11 protein-coding genes are annotated in these 13185 nt (G+C 65.8%); 9 read left to right on the top strand and 2 right to left on the bottom strand.

The features are described 5' to 3' along the window. Positions 1-90 precede the first annotated feature (90 nt). On the bottom strand, positions 91-846 hold the full coding sequence (locus ACFY3D_RS09345; RefSeq protein ID WP_389976920.1) for an SDR family NAD(P)-dependent oxidoreductase: 756 nt from the start codon (positions 844-846) through the stop codon (positions 91-93). 631 nt (positions 847-1477) lie between these two features. Between ACFY3D_RS09345 and ACFY3D_RS09340 the strand changes: the two genes are divergently transcribed. Both ACFY3D_RS09340 and ACFY3D_RS09335 read left to right on the top strand, forming a co-directional pair. After that, the gene (locus ACFY3D_RS09340) at positions 1478-3964 is read left to right on the top strand and encodes a DNRLRE domain-containing protein (protein ID WP_389976917.1); all 2487 of its coding nucleotides are present in this window, start codon (positions 1478-1480) and stop codon (positions 3962-3964) included. A 15-nt stretch (positions 3965-3979) separates the two neighbouring features. Then, positions 3980-4396, top strand: a complete 417-nt coding sequence (locus ACFY3D_RS09335; protein ID WP_389976915.1) for a hypothetical protein — start codon at positions 3980-3982, stop codon at positions 4394-4396. Positions 4397-5143: 747 nt separating this feature from the next. Here ACFY3D_RS09335 and ACFY3D_RS09330 read toward each other — a convergent pair. Further along, the gene (locus ACFY3D_RS09330; protein ID WP_389976912.1) at positions 5144-5602 is read right to left on the bottom strand and encodes an ATP-binding protein; all 459 of its coding nucleotides are present in this window, start codon (positions 5600-5602) and stop codon (positions 5144-5146) included. A 225-nt stretch (positions 5603-5827) separates the two neighbouring features. Between ACFY3D_RS09330 and ACFY3D_RS09325 the strand changes: the two genes are divergently transcribed. From ACFY3D_RS09325 to ACFY3D_RS09295, 7 genes are all read left to right on the top strand, one after another. Next, complete coding sequence (locus ACFY3D_RS09325) at positions 5828-6655, top strand: Scr1 family TA system antitoxin-like transcriptional regulator (protein WP_389976909.1); 828 nt, start codon at positions 5828-5830, stop codon at positions 6653-6655. Then, positions 6643-6858 (top strand): DUF397 domain-containing protein, encoded by a 216-nt coding sequence (locus ACFY3D_RS09320; protein WP_389976905.1) that lies wholly within the window; start codon positions 6643-6645, stop codon positions 6856-6858. The genes ACFY3D_RS09325 and ACFY3D_RS09320 overlap by 13 nt, the downstream gene beginning before the upstream one ends. A gap of 505 nt (positions 6859-7363) precedes the next feature. Then, entirely contained in the window at positions 7364-8104 is a 741-nt protein-coding gene (locus ACFY3D_RS09315) for an ABC transporter permease (RefSeq protein ID WP_389976902.1), read from the top strand. 514 nt (positions 8105-8618) lie between these two features. After that, positions 8619-8789: a hypothetical protein gene (locus ACFY3D_RS09310; RefSeq protein ID WP_389976899.1), complete on the top strand. Its 171-nt coding sequence runs from the start codon at positions 8619-8621 to the stop codon at positions 8787-8789. 244 nt (positions 8790-9033) lie between these two features. Beyond that, complete coding sequence (locus ACFY3D_RS09305; protein ID WP_389976896.1) at positions 9034-10212, top strand: PQQ-dependent sugar dehydrogenase; 1179 nt, start codon at positions 9034-9036, stop codon at positions 10210-10212. A 195-nt stretch (positions 10213-10407) separates the two neighbouring features. Beyond that, positions 10408-11316: an LPXTG cell wall anchor domain-containing protein gene (locus tag ACFY3D_RS09300; protein WP_389976893.1), complete on the top strand. Its 909-nt coding sequence runs from the start codon at positions 10408-10410 to the stop codon at positions 11314-11316. Positions 11317-11365: 49 nt separating this feature from the next. Further along, positions 11366-13138 (top strand): DUF4012 domain-containing protein, encoded by a 1773-nt coding sequence (locus ACFY3D_RS09295; RefSeq protein ID WP_389976890.1) that lies wholly within the window; start codon positions 11366-11368, stop codon positions 13136-13138. Positions 13139-13185: the final 47 nt, after the last annotated feature.

Here is a 13185-nt window from a genome sequence, read left to right as displayed (position 1 = left end):
AGGCCCGTCCGCGACCATCACCGCAGGCAGAAAGGGCCCGCGCCACGACCCCCTCCCGTGGCGCGGGCCCTTTCGTCGTGCCGGGTCTCGTTACCGGTGGCGGCCGAAGCCGCGCGAGAGCCTGCCGACCACGGAGACGGGGAGCAGCCTGCCGAGGCCGGCGATGACCTTGTAGCGCGGGTCGGGGATGCTCACCCGCACGCCGCGGGCCAGATCACGCATGGCGTCGCGGACGACGTCGTCCGCCGACAGCCAGAGGAATTCGGGGATCCCCGACTTGTCTATAGCGGCACGCTCGTGGAACTCGGTGTGCACGAACCCCGGGCACAGGGCCATGACCCGCACGCGGCTCCCGGTCAGCTCGGCCGCCGTGGACTGGCTGAAACCGACCACCCACGCCTTGGACGCGCTGTAGGAACCCTGCACGAAGAACGCCGCCACCGACGCGACGTTGATCACCGCGCCCCGGTCGCGCTCCCTCATCCTCGGCAGGGCCGCCAGCGTGAGCCGCAACACCGCCTCGCAGTGCAGCTTGAGCATCTTGCGCTCCTCCTCCACGGGCACGTCGAGAAAGCGCCCCTGGTGGCCGAAGCCGGCGTTGTTGACGAGCAGATCGACCCCCTCGTGAAGCCGCCGCTCCACCGCCTCCAGACCCTCTTCGGTCACCAGGTCGGCGGTGAGCACCTCACTGCTCACCCCGTACCGCAGGCGTAGCTCCTCGGCGGTGGAGACGAGACGTTTCTCGTCGCGGGCGACCAGGACGAGCGAGAATCCGTCGGCGGCGAGGCGGCGGGCGAAGGCGGCACCGATGCCGGCCGTCGCCCCCGTGATCAGTGCGGTTGGCATACCTGCAGTCTAGGGACGGGTGCGGACGACCCCGACGAGGCGATCGGCGCGGACGGAGAGTGCCTTTTGCGTTGTGTGCCCCCTGGCCGGGTCCTGCCCTCGCGGGGGCGAAGAGGGAAGGTGACAGAAAGGGGCATGTGTCTTTGGCCGACATCTGTAACAGCGGAGCAGAACGTCTCATTGCGGTACGGGATTCGGTTCGAACATTGATGAACAAAACGGGCAAATAGGCAGGGTTCTCGTAGCTTTCGCCAAATTTCGGCCACCCTGCACATGCGACGAATATGCACAAGGAGCCAAAAGCCCTCACTTAGCGTATTGACATAGATCAATTGACTCAAAGTTGAGCGATTGTTAGATTCCATGCGCCAGATGATCTTTTTCATAGATCGGGGTTTTTGTGCAAAATTTCTCCACCCCTCCATCGGCCCCCCATGGCCGAAACCGTTTCTTGAAAGGAGTCGCCGCCGGGCTACTGATCACACCCCTCCTTGTAGCCACCGTCACTCCAGCGGCCTCAGCCGACCCCGCCCCCATCACGTCTCCCCAAGCCGGCTCACCGAAAGCACCCGTTGAACTGCTGGGCGCGGCGACAGAGACCGCCCGATACTGGAAACACCCCGACGGCCACGTGACCACGGAGATCTGGTCAAGGCCCGTTCGCGTCAAGCAGCGTGGCGATTGGGCGTGGATCGACCCCACCCTGGTCGAGCAGAACGGCGTCGTGAAGCCCAAGGTCATCAAGGGGGAGCTGTCACTTCCAACAGGAGACGGCAGCGACCCGATTACCACGTTCGCCCCGTCTCCGCAGCAGTCCCTGGCCCTGTCGTGGCCCACCGAACTGCCCAAACCCACCCTGGATCGCAGCCGGGCCGTTTACACCGACGCGGCCGGGCCGGGCGCCGACCTGGTGATCACCGCGCTGTCCACCGGGTTCCGCTACGACGTGGTCCTGCGAGACCGCCCAGCCAAGGCGCCCGAACTCACGATCCCGATGCAGGGCAAAGGGCTCAGCCTGCGCGAAGCGGCCGACGGCCGACTGCGACTGACCGACAAGGACGGCGCGAGCGTCGCCATCGCCGCCAAACCCACCCTGCACGCCAAGACAGCCTCGAAGACCCACGACGGCGAACGCGGCACCGTGGACGTCAAGGTACGCACCGACAACGGGCAGCAGACCCTGCTCATCAAGCCCGATCCCGGCTTCCTGGCAGATCCGGCAACCTCCTATCCGGTGACCCTCAGCTCCGTGTTCGGCATGCAACTCATCGCCGACACCGATGTCAACAGCGTCGTGGACTTCAACAACGTCGACGGCCCGTTCCTCAAGGCGGGAACCACATCCGGTGGCGAGAAGGCCCGCACGTACCTGAAGTTCGACCTCTCACCGCTGACAGGCCAGAACGTCAGCAATGCCACACTTTCCCTACTGAATGTCGACGGCCCCAGCTGCGGCACAAACGTGGGAGCCGGCGTTCAGGTCCGCCGCGTCACCAGCGCGTGGAACCCCTTCACCATCACCTGGTCCCCCCAGCCAACCAACACCACCGTAGACGCGGTCACCAACACCAGCAGCGTCCGTTCGGGATCATGTAATCCCGCTCCGATGAACTGGAACATCACCGCCATCGCGAACCAATGGACCGGCGAGGCCGGCAACTACGGCCTGGTCCTCATGTCCCCCACCGAAAACAACAGCGCCAACTTCCGGGTCTTCCCCTCCTCCGAAGACACCGACTTCAACACCCCACCCAAACTCACCGCCGCCTTCACCCCGATCGGCGGCCCGACCGTCGTCAACCCCGCTGGATCTGGCGGCGTAGAGGTCTTTACGGCCCCCGATAACTGGGGGGTGGATTCCCTTCCCTTGGCTGAGTCACAAGCGCACGCCCTGAGTTCAGCACAGGATCGCGTTGAGGCTCATCCGAATGTGCTTGCCCCGCCGCACGTTGACATGGTCAGCGGCCAGGTCGTTGTCCCCGCCGCCGCAGACGCTGGCCGGGCGACTGCCTCACAGGCGCTCATCGGCACGGCAATCCTCAGCCACGGTGCAACCGATTGGACAGTACCCGGCGAGTACACCGGCGCGGACACCGATGAGGACGGCGAAGGACCTGCCAACACGACCGAGGACTACACTTTCACCCCTTACGTTCCCGCAGCAAACGCACCCGTTAGCATTTCCACGCTGACGGGCATCGCCGAAGAGGCCCTTGACCTGAACACCAGCCAACTCCCTGGTGCCGACAACCTCATCGCCGCTGGCATCTGGCCCGAACGAGGTCAAGTCATCCTCCAGGCCACAGCGGTCACCTCGCAGCTACGTCTAGCCCTGGCCCAGCGTTACGGAGTTAGTGCTGTCGCCATCTGGCTGCGCCCCAACGCCGCCCGGCTGGTACCTGCGGATAGCCGTCTTAACGATAACGATGGCTTCATCAACGGCGGAAGCGGCTTCACCGAGACCGATGGCACTGGTCTTTGCACCACCGGATTCGCCTGGGGTACTGCGGCCCAGGACTACATGATCACTGCTGGACACTGCATGCCACGAAACGGCTCAGGACTCTCCTCTATCGGCGCACTGACCGGTTATCCTAATCTGACCAGCACTTGGATCGATGGTGTCGGCAGTGCCAAACTTGCCGGGCAATCTACCTACTACGGTGATGTAGCACAACTCGAAATCATCCCTGGTAAGCACACTGCTTCCATTTTCGTCGGCGGGGTCAACTCGACCACGAAGAAGGCGGTAGCCGGTCGCTGGTCTCGTCGCGCTCAGGTGGGCGACCAGTACTGCGTCGGAGGCGCGAGAACTGGGCAAACCTGCGGCTGGAAAGTTAGCAATCTGGGCTGGAAGGTAGAGTACGAAGATGCAGGTCAGCCCATCGAGACGGTGCGCTGGGTCCACGTAGGCAAAAAGCGCTACGGAGCCTGCGCGGCAAAGGGTGACTCCGGTGGACCGGTCTATACTTTCCGGTCGGATCAATATGTAACCGCAAAAGGCATAACCAGCGGCAGTAACTACGAGAATCCTACCAATGACAACTGCCAGCACACCTTCACCGATATACACGATGTCGTCAAGGCCTTTGGTGGCGACATCAAAAAGCGAAGCTAGTAGAAAGAGACCTCCTTGCCCACCCCTCTTGCAAGAAGATCTGGCCTCGCGCTCGTCTTGGTATGTCAAGTGCTGGCACTAGCGGCCTGCGCTAAGCCGACATACTGGGATCAGATCATCACCGCCACACTGTCACCTGATGGGTTGACGCTGACTGCGGAGTTAATAGGGGGGAAGGCTAGAGCCGACGGTACCCGCTGCGAGGAAGTGGCGAGCAAAGAGGTGGACGAGTCCCCCTCCCAGGTGATCATCGCGATTCAGATGCGGGACAACTGTGCGCCACTCTTCCCTTGGGAGCAGAAATTCCACAAACTCAAGGGATATTCATTCAATGTGGATCTACATCTACAGGCTCCTCTGGAAGGGCGGACAGTTGTCGACAAAAAGAGCCGAGAGCGCGTCATAATTAAGCGAGCTTCCGGCGACTCGTAGTAAAATACATCTCTCGTTCGCATAGGGCAAAGTCGGCGCCGACAATTCAACCTTTTCTGCACTTTTAAAAATGGTCCGACACCTCAAAATCGAGGTGTCGGACCATTTAATCAGTCGAATGCATGAACTCTGATCGCCTCGGCGAACCCAGGGGGAAAGGCCGCTCGGCTGGTGACCGAGCGGCGCACGATGCGGACCGTGGCCAGGAGCTTGATCCGGTCGGGGGCGACCCCGGCGGCGGTGGTGGCCGCGACGCAGATTCAGCGTCGCGATGGCCTAGTGAGTGAGGAGGTAGGCCCAAATCTCCTGCCGCGCCAGGCGGGGAGTGCGGGGCCGCAGGATCCGGCCCGGTCCGCGTAGAAACGCACCCAACCCCACCAGATCCGTCAACCGGCCCGGACCGTCGACCTTGATCAATTGCGCTCGGCGACGCTACCAGCACAAATCTTATCTAAACGGCATTGGCCCGAAAAAGAGTTGTGCCCCCTGACCGCTTCCTGTCCTCGCGGGGTGAGGCGGGAAGGTGGTGTGGGGTCTCACCTTGCGGTCAGGGGGCGTTGCCCCCGGTAGGGCGCGGTCAGGGGGACTGACCAGGGAAGAATCGCGCCCTACCGGGGGAGTCTCAGGAGGTGCGCCACGAGTCCCGGTGTTGTGGTCGCCACCCGTCGCGTCAGCCCTTCACGAAGAAGACAACGACGATGATGAAGTCGGTAACCTTCCCGATCGCTTCAGTGATCGTGTTTTCCGTCATGGTCGGCATCTCTCCGCGATGGGCTCGGCGGCCAGCTCGCACCACACGGTCCTTCCCCGGTCGTGGGTGTGGCTTCCCCAGTTGCCCTGTGACAGCCCATCAACGATCACCAAGCCACGCCCGGACTCGGCGTTGGTGTTCTCCCCATCCGCGTAAGGCACTTCACGACGGGGGATCTCGCACGCGGACCCGCGATCGCTCACCTCCACCCGCAGGACCGGACCTTCGCTGAACAGGGCGAGTCTGATCACCGCTCCGATTTCACCTCGATCCGAATACTTGAAAGCATTGGTTACGAGCTCGGAGACGACTAATGCGACATCGTCTTTTATGGGGTGGTCGTGGCCGATAATGTCTCGCGCCGCGTCTCTGGCCAAACCCGCGGACGTGGGAGTGCTTTCCAGGATGACTTCTCCTAGGAGCGTCCTCCTTTGATTGATATGTCCGGCATTCATCGGTTTCACCTCGCTCGTTAAGAGTTTCCGCTGGTGGCACGCGATCTTCGCCGACCGGTGTGACATGGCCTCGATTCAAGGCCGTGTTTTCTGTCGGGCAGTTCTCAGAGTGCCTGTAACGAGCTATCTTTTGTGTGGAACCAGTAAGACACCTTCGGACAGATCAGTACTGACCTCGGTGTTACGCGTGTGATCATTGTGTGAACCCGCCATCACGGAGTCGTTATGCCCGCACCTAAAGAGCTAGATCCACATGCTGGGCCTTTGGCCCTATTTGGCTATGAACTGCGTAAATACCGGGAATCTCTCGGCTGGTCTCAGGATCAGTTGGCGGACAGAATTCGATTCAGTACGAGCATGGTCGGGCAGGTGGAACGAGCGGTCAGAAAGCCACCGCGTGTCTTCGTGGAGCGGTGCGAGACGGCACTCGGGCTCAGCGGTGAACTGCTCACACATTGGCCGATCCTCACAAGGGAAACGTCTCCGCGATGGTTCCGCAGCTGGCTGGAGGTCGAGGCGGAGGCAGAGGTCATCCGCACGTGGGAGCCCCTCGTGCTGCCGGGGCTTCTACAGACCGAGGAGTACGCGCGGGCGGTGATCCAGGGCAAACCGGGAGCCACAGCCGAACACGTGGACAAGGCTCTCGGTATCCGAATGGACAGGAAGAAACTCTTCCAGCGCACCAGCCAGCCGATGTACTGGGTCGTGATCGACGAGAGCGTACTGAGGCGGCCCATCGGCGGCCCCGATGTGATGCGTCGGCAGCTCGCGCACCTGTTGGAAGCGATAGAGTCCCCACGCATCAGCATCCAGGTCGTTCCTTTCGACCTGGGTTCCACCACGGGCCTCTCTGGCGGGTTCGCCGTGGCCCAGATCAGGGGAGCTCCGGATACGGCCTACCTCGAATCACCCGGAGTCGGGCATGTAACCGATCGCTCCGAAGAGGTCGAGGAGATTATCCTGAGATATGAGGCGATTCGAGGGGATGCGCACTCGCAACACGCCTCGACACAGCTCATACGAGAGGTGATGGTGAAGGTATGGACGACCTGACCGCTGAGCTAGAGAACGCCGCCTGGCGGAAGGCCAGAAAATCCAGCTCGAATGACGGCAACTGCATCGAAGTCGCCCCGCTGTCCGGGGGCCGGGTAGGCATACGGGACACCGAAGCACCCGAAAAGGCCCCCTTCGTAGTGAGCGCCGGTGTCTGGGACGCCTTCGTGGACGGCGCCAAGAAGGGCGAATTCGACTTTTAGTCTTCTCTCAAGCTGAAAAGGATCTCCGGCTTCATTGCCGGAGGTCTTCTTGTCGGATCACGCGTATCGCAGGGCCGTTGCGTTCCCGACAGATGAGAGGGGTGCACCCCTCCCGAAAAAGAGTGCGTGCCCCTGACCGCTTCCTGCCCTCGCGGGGGGGAGGGACGGTGGTGTGGGGTCTCACCTGCGGTCAGGGGGCGTTGCCCCGGTAGAGCGCGGTCAGGGGGCTGACCGGGGAAGAATCGCGCCCTGCCGGGGGAGTTTCAGGAGGTGCGCCATGAGTCCCGTTGCCGTGGTCGCCACCTGTTGAGCCAGTCCTCCACAGAGAAGGCGGCGACGGTGATGGAGTCGGAGGCTTTCCTGACCGCTTCAGTGATCATGTTTTTCCGTAGCCGGCAGGGAGGAGGGAATATCGCTCAGAAGCCCGTGGCGGAAGACGATCCGATGTGCGGCGCGGTCATGGCCGGCACCTCTTTGCGATGGGGTCGGCGGCACACTACCTGTTGTGCGTTCCTCTTCGTTGATCTCCGTGACCGCTCTCCTGCCGGTGGCCTTGGTCGCCCTCGTCGTGTTGGGTGCGTTGGTGACCTGGCTCGGCCGGCTCGGACACGGACGAGCGGTCCTTTCCGCCTGCCTGCGGGCGGCAGCCCAACTCGGCGCGGTCTCTGTGCTGATCGCCTGGGTGATCGCCTCCTTCGCGGCCACGGCGGGGTTCGTCCTGCTCATGTACGGGGTGGCCGCCTTCACCGCGGGCCGGCGCATCACCCGCGGCCGGAAGGCATGGCGGGCGGCGGTGCCGATCGCGGCGGGCGCCGCGCCGGTGCTGGCGATGCTGGCCGTGAGCGGGACGATTTCCCTGAACGGGATCGTCGTGATCCCGATCGCGGGGATCCTGCTGGGTGGCTGCCTGACCGCTACCTCTCTGGCCGGACGGCGGGCCGTTGAGGAGTTGGTCCAGCGACGGGGAGAAGTGGAGGCGGCTCTGGCGTTGGGCTTCCTTCCCAGGGAGGCGGCGCTGGAGATCTGTCGCCCAGCGGCGGCCCAGGCTCTGCTCCCCGCGCTGGACCAGACCCGGACGGTAGGGCTCGTCACCCTGCCTGGCGCCTTCGTCGGGATGCTGCTCGGCGGGGCGAGCCCGACCGAGGCCGGAGTCGTACAACTCGTCGTCCTGGTGGCTCTGCTGGCCGCCGAGGCGGTCGCGGTCCTGGTGACGACCGAGATGGTCGCGCGTGGTTGCTTCACGTGAACCGCCTGGCGCGTCCTGGCTCGGCGGGTCGGCGGGGTTGGGAGATGCTTCACGCTCAGCTTTCGGCCAAGGCGGCAAAAGCGATCCGGACCGGTTGAAGAGACCGTCGCGCCGGCGAGCCGGTCGAAGCTCAAAGATCAAGCCGCGCACCTGGCGTAGCCGGTCGGCGATACGCGTCACCGAGGCGGCGAGGGAGGGCTCATGACAGCGCCGCATGCTGGGCGGGCGGCCGGGTTCCGAACACACTGGCGGTGAGCTTCTGCAGCAGGCTGTAGGCCAGGATCGGCAGGAGGACCTGCGGACGGTGCGCGAAACACCGAAGCTCCTGACCAGTTCCCTTATGTGGTGCGGGGTGAGGTCTGGGCAGCGTTCATCGATGGAGCGAAGAAGGGCGAGTTCGACTTCTAGCCCTCTCCGAGCTGAAAAGGACCCCCGGCTTCATGGCCGGGGGTCTTCTTGTCGGATCGCACAGCGTGTTTGTCATACGACAAACACGGCAGACGGCGGATGGGCGGTGTATCAGCACGGGCCGATCAAGCTGTGGGACGAGGTCGAAGAGGCCGTCCTCATCTGGCAGGAGGCTGGCTCTCCGCACCGGTCCGGATTCGGGCTCACCGTCACGAGGGAACGCCGGCGCGTCTGGCTCGGTGATCCCGCCGGGCCGAGCTGGGACCTTCCGGCGTAGGCGATCGCGAGAGGTGAAGCCTCCGGCTCCGGCCGGAGGCTTCACCCGTTTGGGCCATCGGGCATCCGCAGGCACCGTGACCTCTGACAGGCCGGGGAAGGCGGCCCGGGAGAATGGATGGATCCGGATGGGGGAGGGCAGGGGGCGGGAATCGCCAGGTGTGGCCGGAACCTTTGCGGCGGCCGGTGCGTAGACCCGTACAGACGATCGTTTGAGCAGGCGAAGAACACAGGAGGCTGAAACCGTGCCGATCTCCCGCCGGACAGGACTGGGCCTGGCCCTGCTGAGTGCGGCGCTGGTCGCCTGCTCCTCCACCGGGACCACCGGGTCCGCCGACTCCGCGTCCGTCCCACCCACCGCCACGACCTCTCAGACGCAGTCCGCGGGGCAGGCGGCCCCGAAGGTCCGCTTCACCGAGTTCGCCCAGCTCGACATGCCGGTGGCGATGGCCCTGCGCAAGGACGACCAGACGCTCTACATCGCCGAGCAGACGGGGCGGCTGCGCGCGGTGAAGGACGGGAAGGTCGCCGAGGCGCCCGTCGTCGATCTCTCCGGAGAGATCAGCAAGGGCAACGAGCAGGGACTGCTCGGGGTGGCCTTCCATCCGGAGGGGGACTTCCTTTACCTCAACTGGACCGACCGCGAAGGGAGCACCCACATCACCGAATGGGCCTTCTCCGGCGGTAAGGCGACCGACCGCAGGGACGTGCTGACCCAGCGGCAGCCGTACGCCAACCACAACGGCGGGCAGCTCGCCTTCGGACCCGACGGATACCTCTACATCGCCCTCGGCGACGGCGGCAGCGGGGGAGACCCGCAGGGCAACGGCCAGAAACTGGACACCTGGCTCGGCAAGATCCTTAGGATCGACCCGCGCGGCACCCCGTACAAGGTTCCCGACGACAACCCGTTCGTCGGCAGGGAGGGGGCGAAGCCGGAGATCTGGTCGTACGGCCTGCGCAACCCCTGGCGGTTCACCTTCGACGCGAAGACCGGCGACATGTGGATCGGGGACGTCGGCCAGAACGCCTGGGAGGAGGTCGACTTCGAGCCGAAGGGCGAGGGGGGCCGCAACTACGGCTGGAACCTCAAGGAGGGCACCCACCCCTTCGACGGAGGTGGCGGCGGCGACACCGCCGACCTGGTGGACCCGATCATCGAGTATCCGCTGCGTGAGGACGGCAACTGCTCGGTCATCGCCGGATACGTCTACCGGGGCGAGAAGATCCCCGGCCTTGAGGGACGATTCGTCTACGGCGACTTCTGCGCGGGCTGGGTCAAGGCCGCGCCCCCAGGAGGGGAGGGGAGCGGCGACGACCTCGGCAGGGTGGAGCAGCTGTCGTCCTTCGGCCAGGGGCACGACGGCGAGCTGTACGCGCTCAGCCTGTCGGGGCCCGTCTACCGGGTCGAGGCCGCGCCGTGACCTCTTCTTTTTTTCTCCGCGTTGGCGCAGCCGGGCGAGTCCCAATATTCGGAGAATGGTTGACGATCATTCGGTAAGGGGGGGAATGGCCTACGGGTTATCGCGGAACGGGCGAATATAACAAGCTCTGGGGACATGTCGCTTCTGTTTCAGCGTCTTGTTCTGTGGCCTGAACCATCGCTCTGGGAGCCCTAAATGGCTAGAAAATACATGATGTGTTTCCTGCTCGCGGTAATGACCGGGGGCGGCCCGATACTCGGTCCCGCGGGGGCGGTGATCGCGGAGAGCGGTCATCCGCCGCTGGGGCCCGTCTCGGGCGCGCCGTACCCGCCGCACATCATTTTCCTCACCGTAGCGGAGGACCTCGCCGACGAGGCCGACGCGATCGGCAGACGGGCGGACGACCTCGCCGAGCAGGCAGCGGATGTCGCCGAGTCCTGCGCGGAGGCTGTGGGGGAGAGCTGCATTGAGATTAACAACAGGAACGACAACCGCAACCAGCTGAGGAACATCGACAGGAACAGGATAGGCGGGGTCGCCGTCTTCCCCACCCCGGAGCCCACCTCCACGGCTCTGCGGGTCAACCCGGCCGCCGCGAGGCTCGCCCTTGGTGCCTCGGCGGGGGGAGCCGTCTTCGGGAGCACCGTCGAGGCCGGACTCATCACCGCCGAGGCCAGGCGCATCGTCGCCGAGGCCAAGCGCATCGTCCCGGAGGCCGGGCGCATCGCCGGTGAGGCAGGGCACATCGTCGGCCTCGCCAACGGAGTCGATCCCAAGGCCGAGCAGGTGGCCTCCGGAGCCGTGGGGAGGGCGGAGGCCGCGAAGAAGAAGGCCTCTGAGGCGGGGAGGATCGCACTCCAGGTCGCCCGGACGCCCCTCGGGAAGAATGCCGTTGAAGACGACGACTGCAGGGACGGTGACTGCGAGAACGAGGCCGTCAGCAACGACTGCGGTAACGGGGGACGTTCGTGCGGGGCCGGGGAGAGTCTCCCGTTCACGGGAGCGCCCACGACGGCGTTCGCCGGGCTGGGAGTCGGCCTGCTGGTCGCGGGAGCCGGTGTGCTGTGGCTGGTGCGGCGCCGCCGATCCATCGGTGCCAAGTAGGCGGCAGGGAGGGAGAACCCGCCGTGACGTCGGGCCGTCCCTTCCAGTGGTGCGGAGCGGGCCGTCCGGATGGAGGGCCCGCCGGATCGTCCTGTCGGCCTCGGCCGCCTTCGCCGCCCTGGTGATCGCCGGAACCTGGGGAGCCCACCTGGGCCTGCGGGTGCGTGACCATCTGGTGGCGGCCGAAGGCGTGCTGACACGGCTGGGCTCGCTGGTGAGCGCGGGGGCCCCCGCCCAGGTGGCGGAGGCGCTCGCGGACGCCCGGTCGCACACGGTCGAGGCGCGGCGGCTCACCGGGGGACCCAGCTGGTGGGTGATCTCCCACATCCCGTTCGCGGGAGACGCCGCGACGACTGTGCGCGGCCTCGCCCGGGCCGCCGACGAGTTGACCGGCGTCCTCACCGACGTGCAGCGGGCGGCCACGCCGTTCATGACGTCCGCCCCCTCCTCCCAAGGCGCCGTGCGGGGGCGGCTGGCCGCCCTCGACGCTGCGGCACCGGTCCTGGCGAGCGCGGTCACTCGCCTCGCGCGGGCGGACTCACTTCTGCGTGCCACCCCGGCCGACAGCGGACTGGACACGCTGGACGAGGCGAGGAGCACCGCGCTGGGCGAGATGACCCGGCTGCGCGACCTGCTGCGCACCGTCGCCGACGCCGCCGCTCTGCTGCCTCCGATGTTCGGTGGCGACGGTCCCCGCCGCTACTTCCTGGCCTTCCAGAACAACGCCGAGGCGCGGGGCACCGGGGGCCTTGTGGGCGCCTTCGGCATCCTGAGGGCCGACCGGGGCCGGATCGCCGTCGAGCGGCTGTCCGCCGACACCGGTCTGTTCACGAGCCCCGTCCCCGTCGTCGACCATGGCCGGGACTTCCTCAGGCGCTACGGGCCGGGGGCGACCAGAGTGTTGTCCGTCTCCAACCTCTCCCCGCACTTTCCGTACGCCGCCGCCACCTGGATCCGGTTGTGGGAGAGGCGGGCCGGCACGCGGCTCGACGGAGCCGTGGCCGTCGACCCGGCCGGGCTGGCCCACCTGTTACGGCTGATCGGTCCGGTCACCCTTCCCAGCGGGGAGAAGGTGACCTCGGCGAACATCGTCGATCTCACCGAGCGGGCGGCCTACGCCCGCTACCACGATCCGGTGGCGCGCAAGCGGTTCCTCATCGAGGTCGCCGGCGCCGTCGGGGAGGCGTTGCCCGAGTCCTTCGCCGACCCCGCCGGGCTGCTGCCCGTACTGGGCCGCATGGTCGACGAGCGGCGGATCCAGGTCTGGAGCCGTCACGAGGCCGAGCAGCGGATCCTGGCCCGCGCCCCGATCGGCGGCGTGCTGCCCTCACGGCCGGGACCGTTCGCGGGGCTGGTGGTCAACAACTCGGCCGGAGGCAAGCTCGACTACTACCTGGAGCGTTTTCTGGACTACGAGCTGGGCGCCTGCCGGGACGGCCTGCGTCCCTCGACCGTGCGGATCCGGCTTGTCAACGACGTCCCGGCGGAGGTCCTGCCCTCCTATGTCACCGGTCGGCTCGACCTCCCTCGGCGACCGCACGTTCCCGGGTCCAACCTGCTGTGGGTGTCGCTGTACGGCGGGCTCGGCGGGCGGATGACCGCGGCCAGGCTGGACGGGGAGCGGGCGGCCGTCGTCAGGGGGACGGAGCGCTCCCACCCCGTCTACTCGGTCATGCTGGAACTCGCTCCCGGGCAGTCGAGGTCCCTGGAGTTCGACTTCGTCGAGCCCGCCTCGGACGCGGCGCCGCTGGTCCCCGTGCAGCCGCTCGTCCGGCCCCAGCGGACCCACGTCACCGAGGACCCGCGCGGTTGCGCCCCCTGATGGGAACAGATGTCTTCGGCCGCACGATCCATCACGTGCGCTGGTAT

The organism is Streptosporangium sp. NPDC000509 (genome assembly GCF_042898365.1).
Taxonomy (GTDB): Bacteria; Actinomycetota; Actinomycetes; order Streptosporangiales; family Streptosporangiaceae; genus Streptosporangium.
Note: the sequence above shows the minus strand (reverse complement) of the source record. Positions and strands in the feature narration are given on the sequence as shown.

Bases quoted from the DNA above. Each gene is read 5' to 3' on its own strand.
- ACFY3D_RS09325 (WP_389976909.1), top strand. From the start codon at position 5,828: ATGCCCGCACCTAAAGAGCTAGATCCACATGCTGGGCCTTTGGCCCTA.
- ACFY3D_RS09320 (WP_389976905.1), top strand. From the start codon at position 6,643: ATGGACGACCTGACCGCTGAGCTAGAGAACGCCGCCTGGCGGAAGGCC.
- ACFY3D_RS09300 (WP_389976893.1), top strand. From the start codon at position 10,408: ATGGCTAGAAAATACATGATGTGTTTCCTGCTCGCGGTAATGACCGGG.
- ACFY3D_RS09330 (WP_389976912.1), bottom strand. From the start codon at position 5,602: ATGAATGCCGGACATATCAATCAAAGGAGGACGCTCCTAGGAGAAGTC.
- ACFY3D_RS09345 (WP_389976920.1), bottom strand. From the start codon at position 846: ATGCCAACCGCACTGATCACGGGGGCGACGGCCGGCATCGGTGCCGCC.